We start from the raw sequence: 21,247 nt of genomic DNA, 5'->3' as shown, positions 1-21,247 counted from the left end.
GGAGAATTAAAATTTCATAAATCCCTTAAGAATATTTTGTTTTTTTCGATATACTAAGTAGAAAAGTTTGGATGTCCGTATATTAAACTAGCGATAGTGTGTGAAATATATGCCAGTGGGGAAGGATACAAGGAGGTTGCCGTTATGGCTATGGTAGTCAAGAATAACATGCCGGCGAGACGTACATTGAATGAAATTGATCGTAATGCAAAAGCGATGGCAAAGGATTTGTCGAAGGTTTCGTCTGGACTCAAGATTCGCAATGCCGCAGATGATGCATCGGGCTATGCGATTTCGGAGCGGATGGATGTGCAGGTCGATTCACTGGAACAGGCCAATCAGAATACGCAGAATGGTGGCGCAATGCTCAAGACGGCCGAAGGTGCCATGCAGAGCACGGTGGATGCACTGCGCGGGCTGAAGGAAAAGGCGCTTAACGCTGCCAATGATACCAATACGGATGCAGATCGGGCTACCATGCAAAAAGAAGTCGATCAGATGATTGACCAGATTGATGATAATGCGGCCGCCAATTACAACGGAAAGATGCTTATTGATGGCAGCCATAACAATGCCATTACAGATGTGGCTACGCATATGACGAATCAGAATTTGGCAGAGGACACAACGGGGGATACAAGTCTGCTGGATTTGAAAGATCGTGCGGGCAATTCTCTGGGGATTCAGGAGACGGATACCATTACGGTATCGTATGTGCTTAATGGTGAGACGCATACGGTTACACAGCCGATGATGCATAAAACGACCAAGCTTAATCCGGATTATGACTCAATGGACCCGTCTTTTGGTCCAGAGTTGTTAGAAGGTAATACAGCATATTCTATCGAAGAGTTGGTTGGACTTGTCGGTGGTTCATGGGAAGAAGACTCCGCTACGCGGGAGACTGTACTTAATGGCAGTTTGGTGGATTTGGTGAAGTCTGGCGATCCTTCCTATATTGGTATCAATGGCTTTGGTGAGGAGATTCATACGGCTGATGAAACAGCGGGAATAACAATTAAGTCGAAAACCGCTGGTATTAAAGGGCAGTTGTCCGGACTGACGATATGCATCAAGGACAGCAATGGCAATCCGCGTCGGGATGCGAATAAGGCGCTGGAGTTCTCAACGTCGATTTTTGCTGAGAATGCCTCGGAGGATAATGCCATCAAGATTCAGATGGGAACGAAGGCCAATCAGACGATAACGGCAGGCTTTTCGGATTTGCGGTCAGAGGCATTGGGGCTTAAGACGCCGCCACCAGTTGAGACCCTTAGCATTGCGACTCAGGAAGATGCTAATGCAGCAGTCAATGTTTTGGATAATGCACTGCAAAAGGTGCTAGATCAGCAAACCAAGGTTGGTGCTATCCAGAATCGGTTGGAATATACTTCGGCTAACTTGATTACGTCCAGTGAGAATACGCTTGCCGCGAAATCTGTGATTACCGATGCGAATATGGCGCAGCAGATGACAAGCTATACGAAAAATAATATTTTACTGCAAGCTTCGCAGACGATGCTGGCTCAGGCCAATCAGAGCAGCAGCAGTGTACTGAGCTTGTTACAGTAAATACGTTTTCAGGAAAAGCCTTCCTCGGTTGAGGGAGGCTTTTGTGAGTATCGGGATAGTAATGAAGTGGGATACTGTTTATAAAGGATGAGGCGACAGCAATGGATACGATAGATAAAAAGGCAAAACTGACAGCGCAGATCAGTATCACTTTGATGGCCGGAATGTTCAGTATGGTTCCGGTCACTTATGGTGCGCCGGTTCTTGATGAGGGGCAGACAAATACAGCTAAAGTCACTTATGACCATAATACGACCAATGTAGTAGACTTAGATCCGAATAATAATGTGGTACATAATAATGTGGTACATTGGCAGGATTTTTCGGTTGCCAAAAATGAAACCGTATCCTTTGATGGAGGAGAAAAGAAAAATAATTACCTGAATATCGTAACGGGGACGAATCAGTCCCAGATTGATGGTGCGATACAGGGCGGCAATAATGTCTATATTGTCAATCAACATGGTGTGATTTTCGGTAAAGACGCAAGTGTTGATGTAGGGAATCTTTATGTTTCGACTACGGTAACCAACAAGCTTGACGTGGATTCGTTTAAAAAGGAAATTCCCGGGGCAAATCCATTGCAAGGAACGGCTGCCAGTGCAGCTGCGGATGTTGTCAATATGGGAAAGGTCCAAGCGGACTCAGTATATATAGAGGGTAATAATATCCGTTTTATGAATACGGATGATATAAAGACGCAGGCAGGTGTGGTCAATACCAATGTTACCTTAAATGCCAATGGGAATATACGCCTAGACCACAAGCAGGATTCCACAACACATGAAAATTATACGATAAATAGCGGTAATCGTACGAATCAGGACTATATTTTGATTTCTTCGGCTGACGACCTAAAGAATATTAATGAAGATCTTAGCGGCCGTTATGCGTTAGCCAATAATATTGATCTGGAAGGCCAGGCGTTTACGCCAATTGGCGGTAATGATAACGCAGATTTTACGGGGAAATTTGATGGTAATTTCTTTGTGATTGATGGGCTTTTTGTTAAGAGTAAAGCATATAACTACGGTGGCCTTTTTGGCAAGACGAACGGTGCTGCAATAGAAAATGTTGGGTTACGCGGTGCAAGAGTATATGGCAATAAAGCTGCTGGCGGATTGATTGGTCAGGCAGATAATACAACAATCAAAAATGTATATAGTGAAAAAACTAGTTTTGGCATAGGAACGGCATCAGTCACGGGAATAACTTTTAGTGGTTTAGGCGGAATTATTGGTGTTGCTACATCTGGAACTACAATAAAAAATGCGTATAACGAAACGCAGTTATTTTATAATAACGACACCTTAGCTGTAACGGGGGGGATTGTTGGTTCGACGGAAGGAAACGTAACAATTAACGATGCCTATTCGCTTTATACGGCTGAGAAACCTTTAAGTACTGGCGTTACAAAAGGGCAGGATGCAGGCATTGTTGGTACAGCTTCGACTAGTACCTCTATTACGAATGCCTATACGACACACAATTCGATAGTTAATACGGGGACAATAGCAAATACAAATGTTTATCGGCTGGAATTAGAAGATAACTCGTATAAGATAGCTGAGGGCGGCTCGGGAACGGAAACAGATGCAACTAAGGCTGCCAGCTATGGCTTTTTAGGCAGTTCTGATCGTACGGATGACTGGGTAATATATAATGGACGTACCCTCCCCATGTTGCGTTCGTTTTTAAAGGCGAATGGTACGGTAAATGTTAACTATGGCTATACGCGTGGGACAAAGACCGATAAGCATACTAGCAGCGGTGATGAACAATGGGAATATAATGCTCAAAATGCCGTGATTGACAGCTATATTGATGCGGATACTCTGAAACTAAAAGCGGGGGATAAAGACAAGCTGCGCAATGCTGGTACGTATAATCTTTACTATACGGATCAGAATGGCTACGATTTGACCGGCAATACGGTTACTATTACGCCGAAAACACTTTCGTTTGGAATTGATGCGGGGGCCAAGATAGAGAAGACGTATGATGGTAAAGCTGATGCCAGCGATGGTGTAAAAAATCTTTTCAGTGACATTTCTGGCGGAATCTTTGCCGAGGATGCGGCAAATGGCATGACGCTGGAGTTCTCATCGGATGAAACGAATAAGCCGAAGTTTGTGGATGATGATGGGAAAGACAGTCCCGATGTTGGCACTGGCAAGCATGTTCATGTTGAAGGGTCCATTAAGCTGACGGGCAACGAGGCTGGAAACTATGTGCTCGTCGATGAGAGCGGCGTAAATCAGGCTAGTACCGATGCATCTGGCAATATGTCGCTGACAATTTCCGGGGATTCGGAAAATGGTGTCATTAAGCAGCGTGAAATTCTGGTTGAGTTGAAAAAGAAGTCTGGAATTAACCGTGATTATAATGGCAAGACCATTGTAACAGGTGATGGCAATACGCCAGCCGAGCAGGTTGCCTTTGTGACAGAGCAGGGGGAGAATCGGGGCAAAGTTGGCGAAGATGATATCACGTTGGTGTATGAGACGGATGAAACGAAACCTGACTATGCCAACTATGGCACGAAAAATGCCGATGGCTCGTTCACTGCGTCCAAAATGGCTGGCGATCATGATGTCCGCTATGGCGGCATTAAATTAACAGGGGGGACGAAGACTAAAAACTATAAACTGGTCGATGCAACCAATACGAATAACGTGCTTTATAGTGAATCCGTTGATGGTCTTACCGACACGGGAATCAATGTGGATGATGGCGGCGCTCTTTATGGGACAGGTACGATCAATCGCCTAGATATTGCCAAGGCGGGTTATTCGTGGTACAAAAAGAATAAAGAAGGCAAGCTGGAAAAGCAGGCTGCAGAGCGTGAGTATACGGCAGGTACATCCTACACGGGTGCTAATGGGGCGGTTGTCCGCCTGGATGAGATGCCAGCTGACGATTTGACCTTTACGGTTACGGGGGCTGATTTCGTTACCGCAAGTGATGGTACGTCACAGACAAAGACAAAGGATGCTGCCGATAATCTTGGCGTGCGGTATGTGGTAACGGTAAGTGGCGATGATGCTGTCAATTACAAATTAGACGGGGTCAATCTTTCTAATGGACTTATCAATCAGCATGTTTATGGTGCCGGAAAGATTACACCGCGCACGATTAATCTGAAGTTTTCCGGAGAGAAAGCCAGCAAAGCTTATGATGGCGATGAGCATGTGAAGGTCAATGATGCGAAAGAGTTTGGCTTGGACGCAGGCTATGTTGTTTATGATAAAAATGATGATACGGATCATCATCTGATTCAGGATGATACGGATAAAATCGTTATCACGGGTGAGTATCTTGATACTGCTGGTGAGGGAGCTAAAAATGTCAATATCCAGGATAAGCAGGTAGCCGACAAGAATATTACGTATACGGCTAAGGTTCTCAAGGGCGATGGTACTGAGTCGAAGAACTATGTTATCGCCGTTGGTGATACGACAGCATCTACGGCTACATATAATGGTACGGGTCTCATCAGGCAGCGTGAGATTACGGCGATTGATTTTTATAATCCGTCCAAGGATTATGATGAATCGGCACTCGTACAAGGGAAACAGGAAAATGATAAGATTGCGCTAGCTGGTGCGACGGGAGTTGTCACTGGGGAAGATTTGTCAGATATCTTCTCGCTAGCTGACATCAAGGCAAAGTATGGCAGCGGTACGACGGATGCGACCTTCCAGGCGGATGCCAATGTTATGAATTATGGGGCAACAAACAGCAAAGATGTTCAGTATACAGGCGTAGCGGGGATTATCAAAAATTCCAATTACGTATTGGCTGGTATCGGCGATACGGTTTATGATAAAGGCACGATTAAACCGTTGACGATAGCAGACCGCAGCAAGCTGGATCTTACCAAACTGCATGACATTACGAAGGTCTATGACGGAAATGAAAATGTCGAAACGGTTAATCATGATAGTCAGTATTATGTAGGTACACTGACCTATGACAACGGAACCTCTAGGGTGGGGTTGGACTATACCATCAATAAAGCCTATTACAATAATAAGAGCAGTAATGACGGCACTTCGCAGGGGGTGACGTATGAGCTGACGCTTGCTGGTTCGTCAAATTATAAGCTTAGTGATGATTTACTCGATGTGGATACGAACAATCTCAAGTGGACGCAGGCGGATGATGCGGATATGGTGGGGACCATCACGCCAAAGAACATCACAGTCGCAGTAAAACCAGATAATGTAACGAAGGTTTATGATGGCTCGAAGAAAGTCTATGATGCTGCTGGCAATGAAATCAAGGATGATGCGGCAGTGGAATTCACGGGCTGGATTGATGGTACGCGGAATGTAGCCGTCGAGTATGAAGATAAAAATGTCAATTCAGATAAGCCGAAGAATGTCTACTATAAGATATCAATGGATACGGACAGTCAGGGCAATTACCGCTTAAAAGATACGGCTAATAAAGATGTAGTTAATAATACGCTGACAGGTACAGGCGATATTACGCCGGCGGCACTTACGATAACGTATGGGCCAGTTTCGAAAACTTATGATGGCAATGCGGAGTATACGGGAACAGTTACGCCCGTCTATGAAGGGATAAAGACTGATGCGGAAACGAATAAGGTAGATGATGTATCGATTGATCCGGCTAAGTATGCTGCGGTATTTAACAGTCCTGATGTAAAGACTGCTGATACGGTTACCTATGTTACGGTGTTGCAGGGGAAAGATAAGGGGAACTATATCATTAATCCTGCTAACAGCCAGACGGTGAATGGGGTAACTAAAATTAATGGTGCGGGAAAGATAACTCCGAAAGATCTTACCGATAATGATGTCGATGTGAAATTTGCCGATAAGATTACCAAGGTGTATGACACGACCAATAGTATTTCTTATGACCATACCGATACCAGCCGTTATTTTGGCGATGAGGTCGGGATTAAGGATCAGGCGGACTATATTCAGAGCATTACGATTGGTGGCGTTACCCTGAAAGCCGGCAAGGACTATAAGATTAATTCGGCTATTTACAATTCGGCAGGGATTGACGCCAATAGCGCTACGTATCAGTTTGGTTTATTGGGCGATGCATTGTCGAATTTCAACTTAAGCGGGCTGTCATCGTCGATTTATGCCAATGGTGTACTGACGCAGTCCAAGAATTCGGGTGTCAGCATAACGCCCAAGGCAATTCGCACTATTTTTGCGGATAAAACTGTGATGGAGAAAGTCTATGATGGTAGAGATAATCTTCCTAGTGGCGTCGATACTAGCGGTAAGATTAAACTCGAGGGTGTCATCAATGCAAACGGCGATACGACAGCACTCGATACCACCAAGCTCAATGGCCGTTATGTGGATAAAAATGTTGCCTATGACGCAGAGGGCAATATTACTACGAAAGACGTACTATACGATGTGGTATTGAAAGGCAATGGTGCGTCAAATTATGTCATCGAGGGGACAAATGCCAATACGGCAACGATTACCGGCAAGGATTTAGGGCGGATTACGCCGAGAGAGCTGACCGCTGACTTTGACTACACGGAGCGCTCCTATAATAATAAAACCGGGGCCGAAGTCAAGGGAATCACCTTAGATGGTTTGCAGAATAATGAATCTATCACATTGGACAAAAATGATGTAACAGGCACTTTTGGCAACAAAAATCAGGCGGGAGAATTCATTGCCGATGGCAATGTTAATTATCAGGAAAATGCGGAAGGCAAGGCTGGGTTCAAGGGTGTTCAGTACTCCGGTTTGCAGAACGCATTAGCGAAGGCGACTGGGACGATTCATGGCAACTATACCATTGCTGATACCGTCTATTTTGCTGAGGCTGCTAAAAAAGGTCGAATCAAACGGCTGGCTTTAACCATGGATGATATTGATATCAATCATTGGAAAGGTGATATCACTAAAGTTTATGATGGCAGTTCGACTGTCCTCGATCCGGAGAAATATTTTTCGGTTCATACGTACGCGAATGATAGGACTGGTGGGGAAGAAGTAGAATTCAAGCTCCGTCATGATAAGGATTGGGCAAACTATGTCGATGCCACAGGAAATAAGCAGGTCAATGTCGTGCAGGGAGACACCCTTAGCTATGACAATGTGGTTTATAAGATAACCGGTCTGGATGCTGATGACGTGGGTCATAATTTTGATATTACGGGGCTTACGTCAACTTCCTTTAGTGGGACCTATACAACCAAAGGCAGTATCACGCCGCGCGTGCTCAAGATCAAGACGGATAACCTCAGTGGTTATACCAAGACGTATGATGGTGAAAAGACAGTCAAGGATGCAGCGGGCAATATAATCAACAACTTTGCTTATACCTTTGAAGATGACCATGGTATTGTGGATAAAGACAAAAACACGGTCAATCTCACGGTAACAGGCGCTTATGCGGATAAGAATGCCAATGTAGTAGATCCAGACAGCAAGGTAAAATCTGGCAAACAGATTGACTATACGCTGAAACTTACGGGCAATACGGCTGGCAACTACACGCTAGACAGCAGCAACACCCTCAAAGGGGCTGCTACTGAGGAGGATAAAGATACCTATAAAGGCGATGGCGAAATCAAGCGTCGTGTGGTTTATGCCGATTTTGCCGATGGTTACGGCAGGGACATCAAAAAAGAATACAATGGCGATGATGCAGCCGATGCCGATAAGAAACAGCGTAATCATATCAATTTGCTCGATGGTACCGATGAGAATACGGGCATCGTTGCGGATGAGAAGAACAACATTACGCTGCTGGCGGATTCCATCAGTGCCGCTTATGCTGGCAAGGATGTAGCCCGCGATGCAAAGGGCAATGTCACGACTAAGGATGTCTATTTCAGCAATTTCCAGCTTGATGGTGCGACGAAGGACAACTATGTGGTCAAGGCCAAAGGTGGCTCGGATACGCTTACGGGAAGCGGCACGATAACGCCGCGTACGGTAAATGTATCGGTCAAAGAAGGGCCAGTCAAGGAATACGACCGCGACACTTCGCTGGCTGACAAATACCTCGACAAGGCTAACATCAATGTCGATAACACGAACGTTATCGGTGGCGATACGGTGGGTGTGTTTATCCAGTCTGGTTCCTACAAGGATTGGAATGCCGATACGGGCAAGGACTACACCTATCAGCTCGGTTGGACCAATGGCAACTATGCGTTAAAAGATACGACGGCAGGTGAAAGCCTGACGACGGACGGCATGACGGCAGAACTCACGGGGCATAATGGTACGATTGAAAAACGCCTGCTCACGGTTACGGATGTAACGCGGGCAGATAAGACGTACGATGGCACCGATGGCGTCCTGAACGCTGCGGGCAATATCGTTCTCGATGACCGCATCATTAAGGGAGACAATATCGGCCTTAAAGCCTCCGGTACTTACGACAATGGGAATGCTGCCGCTGGCGAAGATACCGATGCTTTGCTCGACCACGATGTTTCGTATACGCTGAGTCTGGACAATACCAACTATCAGCTGGATAAGACGTCGGCAGCTGGCAAAGGAACGATTCGCCGCAAAGGGCTGGATATCGTTGCTGAGCCGCAGAAAATCAATGTTGGCGAGACAATTCCACCATTTACGGGTAGTGTACTGGGACTCGAGGAGAAGGATAGCAATCTTGTGGATGCCTTTACGTTTGCCCCGAAGGACGAGAAGGAAATATCCAATTCGATTCCGGGCAAGTATGGCGTCTATGGCTGGTATAAGGGCAAAACGGCTGGCAATGTCGGTCAGAACTACATCTTCAGCCAGAATCCTGCTAATGAGGAAGCCTTTATCGTTAATCTGGTAGACCCAGGCCGTGAGTATCACGATACCGTCAATCCGAAATCGCAATTCCGTCCGGATCAGACGGCATATCAGCAGTCTTCTCTGGATGATGTCAGTGCTTTTGGTGGAATGGCTAAGGCAGCCCTGGAATATCGTGACACAAAGGGGACAGTCCTGGGAATTACGACCATCAGCAGTGGCGATGTCCATGAACTTGAGGATGGTGGCAATATTTCGGAAGGCCTGGATGGTGATCTGAATGAAATCCGCAGCATGGATAACCGCGAGCGCTTGGCTAAGATTGGCATCACGGGAAGCGATGTGGTAAATATGGAAAATGTCGATGCTGGCAGCGTTGCCAATATTCAAGTGGACAGTCAAGGAGAGATTGTAAATCTGGAAATTGTTCCGCTTTCCGGCGAAACGTCCAATCGTGACGCCGATGCAGAGATTCAAAGTGCCGTATGACGATAGGGAAGAAAGAAGGATACAGTGAGATGAAGAAACAGTGGAAGAAACAATTTGCGGCAAGTGTGACAGCCGTTTCAATCCTCGGTGCGCTCAGCGGCAGTGCCATGGCAGCATCTTCCTTGTCGAGACCGGGAGATGATGTCAAGCAGCAAATGCCGGCACCGACGGCCGAAGTGCAGGATAAAACGCAGGGGCAGCCACAGCTGCAGCACGAGGTGGAATTCACGATCGGCAATTTCACGCTTGATGCGCATGAACTCTATCTGGATAAGGCCGAGCTTACACGCATTCTTCAAAATGGCATGGGCAAGAACCGCACGATGAGCCAGCTCAATGTGACGCTCAATTCCATCACGCGGTATTGCCGCCAGCATGGTTATCCGGCTGCTGCCGCCTATGTGCCGGCACAGGAGAGCAGTGACGGCATGATTGTTATCAAGGTTATCCCTGGCCGCTATGGACAGATAAAGCTCGACAATCAGACGCGTATGAAAGATAAGGTAGCCAGAGGTTTTGTAAATGGCCTCAAAGCTGGTGAGATCATCCGTACGAAAAATCTGGAGTCAGCTCTCTATACCCTGTCGGATGTCAGTGGTACGCGTGCTGTTGGCGTGCTGAGCCCCGGCAAGGAATTTGGTACCAGTGATTTGACTGTTCGCATCGAAAAGAGCAAGGGGTCCAATACGATTCTCTATGTGGAGAACTACGGCAGCCGGAATTCCGGCCGCTATCGCTATGGACTGCAGCATAATATCTACGATGTGGGCGGAACAGGCGGCAAGGCCAGTGTCGGTACGATGATTTCCAATGCGGATATGCATAACTATTACGCTAACTATGAAGCGCTTATCGGCCACGGTGGTACGATGCTGGGAGTTGGTTACAGCCGAATGGATTATAAAGTCGGTGGCAGTATGCGAAGCTTAGGAGCTAATGGTGTCGCCAATACGTATAGCGTGTTTGGCAGTCGTCCGCTCTATCATTTCACGCGCAGTGGTTTGACGGCTACTTATGGATATGATTACCGCAAGCTGAGGGATGACATGGATATGTTCAACGACAGCAAGCGGAAACATTCGCATAATATCCATGCCGGCATCAACGGATTTGAGCGCCGCGATGGCTTTACAGCCAACTATGGTGCTACCGTTACGACGGGCACGCTGGGCTTTGACAGTGCCGATGCCCGTCGTACGCTTGCTGATGGGCACACGGAAGGCCGCTTTACCAAAGGAGAAGCAAATGTGACGGCTATTCAGAAGCTGGGACATCGTGCTGACGTGATGGTCAAGGGGAGCGGTCAGATTGCCAGCCGCAATCTGGACGGCTCGGAGGAAATGTACTTAGGTGGCGCCAATGGTGTCCGTGCTTATCCGCAGGGCGAAGGTTCCGGTGATGAAGGCATTCTGGGTACAGTCGAGACGCGGTTCTATACGGATGTTCCGGGACTCGTGTTCAGTACTTATATCGATGGCGGCCACATCTGGTTCAACAACGATAGATCGATGGATCGTCAGGGGAGTGCTGGTTCGCTGGGGCAGTGGTCCAGCGGAGAAACCCTTTGGGGCTGGGGACTGGGCTTTTCCTATACACGGGCCAATGATTGGTTCACGCGTTTGGATTATGCCCGCCGTATTGGCGATGATCCGAACCTCTCCCAAGGGGCAAAGGCTAAAGGACGTACGTGGTTCATGATGGGGAAAATCTGGTAAAAACAAAACAAGAAAAAAGAAATTGTTCGGCAGGGAGGAAATTTATCCTTCCTGCCGAATTATTTTTATATAAAAGAAAAAGTATTTTTCGTCAAAATGGAATAGCGAAATGGTTGAATAGGAGTGGAAGATATGGCAGGTAAAATCAAGAATTGCCCGATGTGTGGCAAATTGTTTGCGGATACAGGGCATCGTGTTTGCATGGATTGTTACGAGAAAATCCTTGAAAAAGAAGCCGAAGTAGTGAACTATGTTCGCGATAATCCGGGGGCTAAGATTCCGGAAATCGTTGAGGCTACTGGTGCACCGGAAGGTATGATCAAGAAGATGATCCGGGAAGGCCGTTTCGAGCAGATTGGGGTCAAGATGAGCTATCCATGTGAGAAGTGCGGCAAGCCTATTATCACGGGAAAAATCTGTCAGAGTTGTCAGGAAGATCTCCATAAAGAACTCCAGAAAAAAGCGTCGGCAATTACTGCTGCCAAACAGGCCGCTAAATCATCCGGCCAGGGGCATGGGATGTATTCGAAAAACAACCTCGGTTAATTACTTAACATGAAATAAGGCGTAAAGCTTAGAAAAATAAAGAAAAGTGAACATAAACACGGATAATAGCCGAAAAGCAGGAGTTAAGTCTCCTGCTTTTTTTTACGATACTTTAATCAGAAGACATAAAAAGAATCCTTATGGGGTCTTATCCAGTCAAAGTTTCATAAATAGGTGGTGAATTTATATGATAATCAACAACAACATCCAGGCAGTGACCGGCGCTTACAATGTCAGTTCGGCAGGCGGTGCGAAACGCAGTGGTGCTGCAGAACGGGCACATAAAGCCGATGAAGTGGTTTTCTCCAATGAGGCGCAGAGCTTCAGCAGCATGCTGCAGAAACTTCGCGGGATGGATGAAAGCCGTGCCCAGAAGATCGCGGAGCTTCGTCAGCAGGTTGCCGATGGAACTTATGAAGTGGATAGCAAGAGCATCGCAGATCGCTTGCTGGACACGCGTTTCTGATGAAGAAATCGATTCCTGAGAACGGAGGCAGCCTATGTGGCAGGAAATTGCAGCAATACTCAATGACTTGAACAAAGTTTATTTGCAGCTCATCGAGCTCGGGACAAAGAAGAAAAAGGCTCTGGTCACGATTGACATGAAGACCCTTGAGGAACTCGTTAAAGAAGAAGATGCCTTGACGAAAAAAATCCGGGAGTTGGAGCAGAAACGCCAGAAGGCGTTGATACACCTGGCGGTAGAGAACCGTTCCATCAAGCAGGATACCAAGATGGAAGATTTGGTACGGATGGCGCCAACCCCACAGCTGCAGCAGATTTTGGTACAGCTTCATACTTCCTTATCCCAAAATACAGCTGAGGCAAAAGAATTAAGCGAGGGCAACAGCCTGCTTATCCGGGGAGCTATGCAGGCCGTTGCCTATCATTTGAATAGGCTGGGCGGAGCCACGGTGGAACCGACCTATGGACAGGGTGGCGGCGAAGTGGTCAGCCACCGGAAAAACTATGAATTTGATGCCTGAAAGGCATAGCGATAAAGCAAGGGTGGGAAGATGATGAATGAAGTCGTTAAACTGTTGCGCACGCAGCTCATGCTTTCGACAGAATGTCTGGAAAAACTCCAGGCAATCAAAACGGCATTAAAGGAAAACAGTGCTGGCAAGGGCGTTACGGAAGCTGTTCAGGCAATCGAGCCCACCCTGGCTAAGTTAGGTCAGCTTGAGAAGCTCACGCGTGAATTTCTCGAGCAGACAGGCAAGAAGAGATTGACTGCCTATGCAGCCGGCATGCCGGACTCTGTGGAAAGAGATGCGGTTATGCGGCTCTTAGCAAGAATCCAGGGATTGGATGAACGCCTGCAGAGGGAACTGGCATCAACGCAGGCACTCCTGAAACGAAGTAAGGAGTTTGTGGATTTTCACATCAATGTGATGACCCAGACCGCGGCTAACGATACCTATGCTCCTCCGGGGGCACCTGAGGTGGAGAATCGCCGTGGCATTAAGATGTTTGATGCAAATGTATGATTCCCTTTGCGGAATATGGAAGATGATAGGGAAATGAAGAAAGATAAGGTGAGATAAATGCGTTCAACATTTTCTGGTCTGAATACGATGGTTCGCGGCGTATTTGCTAACCAGCTGTCGCTTGATACGGTCGGCCATAATATCACAAATGCTTCAACGGAAGGATATTCTCGTCAGAAAGTAAATCTCGCAGCAACGAGAGGCCAGGGAGTATCCTCTCTTTATGGCAATGTTATGGTTGGTACGGGTGTTGATTCGATGTCCATCGAACGTGCCCGTAATATTTATGCGGATAAGCAATTTTGGCAGGAAACCTCGACGCAGGAGTATTACAAGACGACGCAGGTCAACTACGAAAAGATTGAGGCGGTATTTGATGATTCGGATAAGACCGGCATCATGAATGCTATGGATCAGTTCTATGCGGCTTGGCAGAATCTGTCGAAGGATGCTTCAACTGCCAGTACGCGTGTGGCTGTCATCGAGAAGGGCAATACCCTTGCCGATAGAATCAAGACGGCAGGCCAGCAGCTCCAGTCGCAGATTAATTCGCAGTATGATGATATGCGCGTGACAGTCAATAAGGTCAATGAGACGACGGCCAAGATTGTTCAGCTCAACAAGAACATCATGCAACAGGAAGCAATCGGGGCTTCGGCAAATGATTTGCGCGACCAGCGCGATTTGCTGGTAGACGAGCTTTCCCAGTATATGAACCTCAACGTCTATGAGGACGAGAAGGGCATGTACTCGGTGGTATCGAATGGTATCACAATGGTCGGTGGTGTAGAACGGCTGACGCTTGAGATGTCTGACCCCATCAATAATGGCGATTATGGCATCAATGACTATGTCATCAACATCAAGGAATCCGGCATTACCTTTCTGCCGCAGAATGGCAGTTTAAAGGCCCAGCAGGATACCATTGCTGAAGATAAGGAATATATCGATAAACTCGCCGATATGGCAGGCTTTCTGCTCACGACGTTCAACAACATGCACCAGCAGGGTGCTGGTATCAATGGCTCGGATAGTTCGCTGGGATCGTTTACCACCCAGCCGGACGGCACCGTGACTGATGCCAATGGCGAATACAAAGGCCCGCTCTACGGCTTGAATTTCTATGGCGATGACAATACGGTATACGAATGGGATGCGGACAATCACCAGATGAAGGCTACGGCTATGACGGCTGGTACGGTTACGCGCTCCCTCGATGGTTATACGGAGACGACCAACGCGGATGGTACGACAACTAGAATGCCAAAGGTAAAGATTGATGGAACGATCAAATCCGTCGATACAGTTCGAGGCATTAATATCATCACGGCGTTGACTGTTAATGGCCAGCTGTCCAAAACTGGCGGTCAGGATAGCGTAGCTGCTCGTATCTTCTCAGTAGAGCAAGCTACCGATGCAAATGGCAAGCTTTTGGATAGTTATAAGATTGTCACGAATGGTTCCAAAGACGGTACAAATGCGGTCAATCTCAGTGCCCTTATAAATATGAATGGTTCCGAGGCGCAGAAATACAATACGGCTAAGGTATATTTGAAGGACAGTACCGAGGCAGTTTCAACATCGTCTCGTTCTACCGAAGCGGATTCACTCAATGCCTATTACAATGCGGCTATGTCCAGATTGGGCAGTGATGCAGAGTCGTTAAAGGATAAGGAAAGTTCGCAGGAAGACCTGATTACCCAGATTGTCAATTGGCGGTCGTCGACAGCAGGTGTTGACTGGAATGAGGAACTTACGAATATGATTACGTTCCAAAAGGGCTATAGTGCCTGCTCGCGCTGCCTGACGACTATGGATGAGATGCTCGACCGTCTGATCAATAGTACGGGCACGGTAGGCCGGTAATCTTTGATTTAACGAGGTGAAATAAAATGTCTATTCGCGTAAGCAGTAATCAGATGGTCTATGGCTATCAGAAACAGCTCAATGATGCCAATACCCGTCAGACGAAGCTTTTGGAGCAGGGCGATGGCAGCAAGTTACATCGTCCTTCGGATAATTCAGTTGATTATTCGAAATATCTCCGCTACACGGTATCGGAGAATGAAAATGTTCAGTATCAGGATAATGTCAGTACGGCACTTTCCTGGATGAAGACCTCCGATGCGGCACTGGTCAATATGACGAGCATCCAGACGACCTTTAAGGAAAAGACGGTGGCAGCGGCTAACAGCACGAACAACGCCAGTGATATGGCTGCTATTGCCAAGGAAATGATGGCAGAGATTCAGGAGCTCGTTTCGCTCGGCAATACGATGCAGGGCGACAGCTATGTATTCGGCGGCCAGAAGGATTTGACGAAGCCGTTTATCATGTCGACGAAAGAAGTCGAACGTGGCCTTGCTAAGACATTGGAAGAAAATCAGGCAGCGTTTTTCAGTGGGGATGGCGCAGTGGATGGCTCCGGCAGTATGAAGCAGATGCTTACACTCACGGGAGATGATGGAAATACCTATTATCTCAATACCAAGAATGGCAAGATTTATACGCAGGAATTTGTAGAAGAAGGCTATAAGGATAAAATAGCCAGTGAGTCTCGTACCCAGGTTAAAGATGGAGATGAAATAGGAACGATTTCTGGATTTGATCCTGCACAAAGTGGTACGGCAAAGGTAGCCGATTATTTTACTAATACTGGGCAGTTGACAACAGCTGGTGAAGGATTTAGTACTGGCATAACAGTGGACGGTAAGACGGTTACACTAAAATTTGCAACAATCAAGCAGCAAATCGTTACCTACCATGGCGATGACAAAGGTATTTCCATGGTCAAGAAAAATGGTACGACGGAGCCGGTAGCCGATACGGTCAACGTCACGGGCCCTGAAATCTTCGGTACGGATATCTTTGATGACTCGGCTTCTGGTAATAAGGCATCTGGATCGGCAATGCTCAATCAGATGTTGACGGTAAGGGCACAGGTAGAAAGTTCCAATCATAAATGGCTTTCAAAAGATGGACAGACGGTGGCGGATGCGGCTCATTCGACTACAGTCAACACGGAGACAAAACTTGGTGCCCGCCAACAGCTCTACCAGTCCGTACAGACTATGCTGGATAATCAGAATGAAATAATTACGGCTGATATTACCAAGGTAAGTTCAACGGATGTAGCCAAACTAGCCGTACAGCTTATGCAGGAGCAGACAATTTACAACATGAGTTTGTCGCTTGGCGGCAGAATTTTGCCGCAGTCACTGGCGGATTACCTGTGATAAGGATAGCTTAACGGCGAAAAACATAGTATAATAAAGGTAAGATAAAGGATTAGCAGGATTTTCCTAGGGAAAGGGTGAAATAATCTATGCTGCGGTTAAATATGCGGACGACACAGCCCATGATTGGGCTGCACACGCAGCTTGGAAAGCTGGAAGCCCATTCAACACCGGCAAAACTGCATAGTGAAAATCGACAGGCACGGTCCAATGCCCATTGGACGCAGCCCACGGTTGAGATTAACCAGTATCCCAGCCGTCATTCCTATGGCTTTACGAATCATACGGATTTTGCCAAGGAACATGGGCAGCAGGGGTTCAGCGATCTCCAAAAAACGACGTCCCGTTGGACATCGGAGGCTTGGGATAATATTGAAAATGGTGGCAAGAAGGGCAAAAAGCCGGTCGAGCAGCGGTATGACAGCAACCTCCAACAGGAGATAAAAAAACAGCGTCATATCGTAGCCAATCTCATTCCAGCCCCGGAAATCCATTTCCATCCCGTAGAGGCAAAGGGCGATGTAGATCCTGGGGATGTGACGGTCAAGATTGACACGGATGCTTTTGCCACGACGCATTTTACCCCGGGCAAAGTCGAGACTTATCTAAAGCAGAAACCGGATTTGAAACAATGGGTTACGGAAGGCAAATACGATATTTACGCATGATGGCAGATGGTATCATGTGGATTTGGAGGCGTAACGAATGAAAAAGGTCAACACACTACGGTTTGGCGAAATTGAAATCGATGAAGAAAAGATTGTACACTTTGAAGATGGGATTCCAGCCTTTGAAGAGGAACATGACTTTGTCATTATCCCCTATGATGATGAGAGTCCGTATGTTTTCTTACAGTCACTTTCCACGCCAGAGCTGGCATTCCTTATGACGATGCCGTTTGTATTCTTTCCAGATTACGAGTTTGAGCTTGATGACGAGAATCAGGAAAAACTGGGCATCACTTCACAGGAAGACATGCTGATTTATACGCTCCTTACGATTCCTGGCGGTAAAGTCCCTGAAATGACGGCAAATCTCATGGCACCGGTGGTTGTCAATTCTGCGACGATGCAGGCTCGTCAGATTGTACTCGATAAGAGCCGCTATACGACGAAGCATAGATTGTTTCCGGAAAATAAGGAGGACAAATAATGCTCGTACTTACTCGAAAACCCCGCCAGCAGATTATGATCGGTGATAATATTGTCATCAACGTTGTTGAAGTACAGGGGGACAATGTGCGCATCGCCATTGATGCACCACGCGAGGTAAAAATCTATCGCGGTGAAATCTATCGTGCCATTCAGGAAGAAAATCAAAAAGCGGCGGCACCAGCACCAAAGGATTTGGATCTAAGTGCAGTTATGCCGGTAAAATAAAAGTTAGGGAAAGCTTAAGTTTATTCTACGGAGGGATTACGATGATAGGTAAAGTTCAGGATGTGGTGGCTTCCGCTATTGTTGTGGGTGCAGCAGAGAAAGCTAGTGCCGATAAGGCAGCGGTAAGCTCGCAAAAAGCTAATGCCGAGGTGGCAACTGCTAAAGCATCGGATATGGATGCGGTCAAGGAGCAGGTGCAGCAGGGCGAAAATGCTCGGAATGCAGAGAATCAGAAACAGCAAAATGAGGAGCAGAAGATGGATGAGTCCTCTGTCAGCTATATGACAGAGGAACTTAACGATCTGATGCGTCGGATTGATGCAGACCTTGAATTCCAGTATCATAAGGAAGTCAATACGATGTCCGTCAAGATGCTGGATAAAAAGACTGGTGAGGTACTCAAGGAAGTTCCCCCTGAGGAAATGATCAAGCATATGATCAAAGCTAAGGATTGGCTTGGAGCCTTCCTGGACAAAAATGCCTAAGGAGGTGTAGGATATGGCGGTAAATGGTATCTATGGTCTGTCTGGTTCGGGCATCGACGTTGATTCGATGGTCAAGGTTGGTATGATTTCCAAGCAGAATGACTATGATAAGCTCTATAAAAAAGAAGTCAAAAATGAATGGCTCAAAGAGGCTTATGCTAATGTGTACAGCGAGCTAAATACGTTTACCAATTCGACGATGACGACGTATCGGCGTTCGGCGGCAACCAATCCGATGCTGGTGGCTGCATCCGATTCTTCGGTAGTTACAGCCACGGCTAATGCTGATGCGGCAGCTATGAGTCATACGGTAGAAGTAAAACAGCTGGCTTCGAATGCCTATATGCTGACTGGTGATAATGGCATCACGCGTAATGCTGGTGCCGAGGATGAGAAGAGCATCTATCTTAGTGATCTTATTGATACGTCAAACTGGGACAAGGATACCAAGCTATCCTTAGCCGTCAGTGACGGCAAGTCGACAGAGACATTGACGCTGACTTATGAACAGGTTGTAACGAACAAACAGACGCTTAATGATTTGGCAGCTAGCTTTAAGAATCTTGGTCTCAATATCAAGGGGGGCTATGATGCAACGAATGATTCGTTCTCTTTGTATAATAGCTCTGGTGGTGAGGATAATAAGATTTCTATAACCGCTAAGGATACCAACGCGGCTAGTCTGATGAATGCGCTGAATCTTTATCAGGTAGAGACAACTTATGATGATAATGGCAAACCGTCGAGCAGTCTGAAAAAGAATGCTGATGGCAGCAGTACGCTTAATTTTGCTGTTGATGCAGAGCAGTCCGTGGCCGGTAAGGATGCGATTGCGATTATTGATGGTAAGACCTATAAGACAGATACCAATAAGGTGTCGGCATCGAACGTTACGTATTCGTTGTTGTCAACGGGTTCGTCGACGATGACGGTCTCGCAGGATACAGATAAGCTTATCGAAAACGTCAAGAAATTCGTTGAAGATTACAATAAGATGATTGATAGTCTGAACGATAAGTATAATGAGACTAGATATAAAGACTATGGTGTGCTGACAAAATCGCAGGAAAACAGCATGACCAAAGAGCAGATTGAGAAGTGGAATGAAAAGGCCAAATCTGGCCTGCTCTATCATGATCAGACGCTTGGTAAGGCAATCAGTGCCTTGCGTGAGGCCATCTATACGCCGGTAGAGTCGGTAGACAGCAGCTATAACACGATGATGTCTATTGGCATTGAGTCTAAGACGGATCGCGGTCATTTGAAACTTGATGAGGACAAGCTCAAGAAGGCTTTGTCTGAAGACCCGGATTGCGTTTACCAGCTGTTCACAGCGTCAGGTGATGTCACCGATAAAAACGGCAAAACGACGACTGACTATAAGCAGGAGGGCGTAATAGGCCGTATTTATGACAAGATGAATAGCTCGCTGAAGGAAATGAAAACCTATGCCGGTACTTCGACCGAAGCATCGGATGGTAGTACCCTTGGTACACTTATCCTGCAGCTGCAGACAAAGATGTCAAATTTCAAGACGATGATGGATGCTTATGAGAGTAAGCTCTATAAGAAATATGATGCTATGGAAAGCGCCATACAGCAGCTTAGCATGCAGATGGGCTATATTAGCAATCAGTAGGGAATGATGAATGGGGCAATGGTTGCTCCAGAGGGAGGCACAAAATGATAAATAACGCAGCAGAGGCCTATAAACGGCAGCAGATTATGACGGCTACGCCGGAGGCGCTGACGCTGATGCTTTATAATGGCTGCCTGAAATTCATGAATGAGGGCAAGGATGCCATCGAAGCGAAACAGTGGGAGCAGGCCAATACATGCTTGCAGAAGGCGCAAAATATCATCTCTGAGTTTCGCATTACACTGAATATGGAATATGAAATCAGTAAGCAGCTGATGCCCCTCTATAATTATACGTATGACCGCCTGGTCGAGGGAAATATCAAAAGCGATACGAAGATGGTCCAGGAGGCAATCGATATCATCAAGGAGCTTCGCGATGCCTGGGTTCAGGCGATGAAGAAAGCTCGTCAGGAAAATGGCACCAAGAATGTCCAAGGAGACAGCTATGTTGGATGATGATGCGCTGGTTCAGGCAAAGAAAAATTGGCAGCTGTACTATACGATATCGCAGGAGCTCCTGAAATTTATCGATCGGAATGATGTCGACGAGTTTATCGAGCTCGTGAAGCAGCGGGATACGGTTGTCGCAAGGATGAAGGCTATGCCGGCTACGGAGACGTATCGGCAGACCGAAGAGTGCCAGACCCTGATCGCAAAGATCAAACCGCTGGACATGCAGATCATCTATAAGGCAAAGGCGTGGCTCAATAAATCAAAGCGCCAAAATGCAACCGTGCATGCTTACGATCTGCAAGGGATCAACCCGCTCGGGAATATCATGAATCGAAAATATTAAATTTTTTTTGAGTTTAACCTTAAGAAAATCGAAAAATCTTCGATACATAAAGTGTAAGAACAAATCTTTTGGTAATACGTAAGCTGCTAAGGAAGGCGACGGCGGTCAGCTAGCAGCCCCGAAACC

Annotated in this window: 16 protein-coding genes; all 16 read left to right on the top strand. The window is 46.7% G+C overall.

The window, feature by feature from the left end:
- Positions 1 to 144 precede the first annotated feature (144 nt).
- Positions 145 to 1,572 carry a flagellin N-terminal helical domain-containing protein gene (locus tag FZ040_RS11975; protein ID WP_149172203.1) on the top strand — a complete coding sequence of 476 codons (1,428 nt, stop codon included), beginning with the start codon at positions 145 to 147 and terminating at the stop codon, positions 1,570 to 1,572.
- A 101-nt stretch (positions 1,573 to 1,673) separates the two neighbouring features.
- A complete protein-coding gene (locus FZ040_RS11970) occupies positions 1,674 to 9,833 on the top strand; it encodes a YDG domain-containing protein (protein WP_149172202.1) in 8,160 nt (2,719 codons plus the stop codon).
- A gap of 29 nt (positions 9,834 to 9,862) precedes the next feature.
- A complete protein-coding gene (locus FZ040_RS11965) occupies positions 9,863 to 11,548 on the top strand; it encodes a ShlB/FhaC/HecB family hemolysin secretion/activation protein (protein ID WP_149172201.1) in 1,686 nt (561 codons plus the stop codon).
- A gap of 132 nt (positions 11,549 to 11,680) precedes the next feature.
- Entirely contained in the window at positions 11,681 to 12,094 is a 414-nt protein-coding gene (locus FZ040_RS11960; protein WP_149172200.1) for a flagellar protein, read from the top strand.
- 187 nt (positions 12,095 to 12,281) lie between these two features.
- Positions 12,282 to 12,560, top strand: a complete 279-nt coding sequence (gene flgM, locus FZ040_RS11955; protein WP_149172199.1) for a flagellar biosynthesis anti-sigma factor FlgM — start codon at positions 12,282 to 12,284, stop codon at positions 12,558 to 12,560.
- Positions 12,561 to 12,594: 34 nt separating this feature from the next.
- Positions 12,595 to 13,080, top strand: a complete 486-nt coding sequence (locus tag FZ040_RS11950) for a flagellar protein FlgN (RefSeq protein ID WP_149172198.1) — start codon at positions 12,595 to 12,597, stop codon at positions 13,078 to 13,080.
- 33 nt (positions 13,081 to 13,113) lie between these two features.
- Positions 13,114 to 13,584, top strand: a complete 471-nt coding sequence (gene flgN / locus FZ040_RS11945) for a flagellar export chaperone FlgN (RefSeq protein ID WP_187620328.1) — start codon at positions 13,114 to 13,116, stop codon at positions 13,582 to 13,584.
- 57 nt (positions 13,585 to 13,641) lie between these two features.
- The gene (flgK, locus tag FZ040_RS11940; protein WP_149172196.1) at positions 13,642 to 15,450 is read left to right on the top strand and encodes a flagellar hook-associated protein FlgK; all 1,809 of its coding nucleotides are present in this window, start codon (positions 13,642 to 13,644) and stop codon (positions 15,448 to 15,450) included.
- A gap of 26 nt (positions 15,451 to 15,476) precedes the next feature.
- Entirely contained in the window at positions 15,477 to 16,820 is a 1,344-nt protein-coding gene (flgL, locus tag FZ040_RS11935) for a flagellar hook-associated protein FlgL (RefSeq protein WP_149172195.1), read from the top strand.
- An 89-nt stretch (positions 16,821 to 16,909) separates the two neighbouring features.
- Positions 16,910 to 17,488, top strand: a complete 579-nt coding sequence (locus FZ040_RS11930) for a DUF6470 family protein (protein WP_255448873.1) — start codon at positions 16,910 to 16,912, stop codon at positions 17,486 to 17,488.
- Between the two features lie 37 nt (positions 17,489 to 17,525).
- On the top strand, positions 17,526 to 17,972 hold the full coding sequence (gene fliW / locus FZ040_RS11925; protein ID WP_149172194.1) for a flagellar assembly protein FliW: 447 nt from the start codon (positions 17,526 to 17,528) through the stop codon (positions 17,970 to 17,972).
- The gene (csrA, locus tag FZ040_RS11920; protein WP_149172193.1) at positions 17,972 to 18,199 is read left to right on the top strand and encodes a carbon storage regulator CsrA; all 228 of its coding nucleotides are present in this window, start codon (positions 17,972 to 17,974) and stop codon (positions 18,197 to 18,199) included. Before fliW ends, csrA begins: the two co-directional genes overlap by 1 nt.
- A 41-nt stretch (positions 18,200 to 18,240) precedes the next feature.
- Positions 18,241 to 18,684 carry a flagellar protein FlaG gene (locus FZ040_RS11915; protein ID WP_149172192.1) on the top strand — a complete coding sequence of 148 codons (444 nt, stop codon included), beginning with the start codon at positions 18,241 to 18,243 and terminating at the stop codon, positions 18,682 to 18,684.
- Positions 18,685 to 18,697: 13 nt separating this feature from the next.
- Positions 18,698 to 20,323 carry a flagellar filament capping protein FliD gene (gene fliD / locus FZ040_RS11910; RefSeq protein ID WP_149172191.1) on the top strand — a complete coding sequence of 542 codons (1,626 nt, stop codon included), beginning with the start codon at positions 18,698 to 18,700 and terminating at the stop codon, positions 20,321 to 20,323.
- A 44-nt stretch (positions 20,324 to 20,367) separates the two neighbouring features.
- Positions 20,368 to 20,781, top strand: a complete 414-nt coding sequence (gene fliS / locus FZ040_RS11905) for a flagellar export chaperone FliS (RefSeq protein ID WP_149172190.1) — start codon at positions 20,368 to 20,370, stop codon at positions 20,779 to 20,781.
- Positions 20,771 to 21,121 (top strand): flagellar protein FliT, encoded by a 351-nt coding sequence (locus FZ040_RS11900; RefSeq protein ID WP_255448872.1) that lies wholly within the window; start codon positions 20,771 to 20,773, stop codon positions 21,119 to 21,121. Before fliS ends, FZ040_RS11900 begins: the two co-directional genes overlap by 11 nt.
- Positions 21,122 to 21,247 lie beyond the last annotated feature (126 nt).

Source organism: Pseudoselenomonas ruminis (assembly GCF_008271295.1).
Lineage (GTDB): Bacteria > Bacillota > Negativicutes > Selenomonadales > Selenomonadaceae > Selenomonas_A > Selenomonas_A ruminis.
The sequence above is the reverse complement of the archived record's forward strand: the minus strand, read 5'-3'. Positions and strand labels throughout refer to the sequence as shown.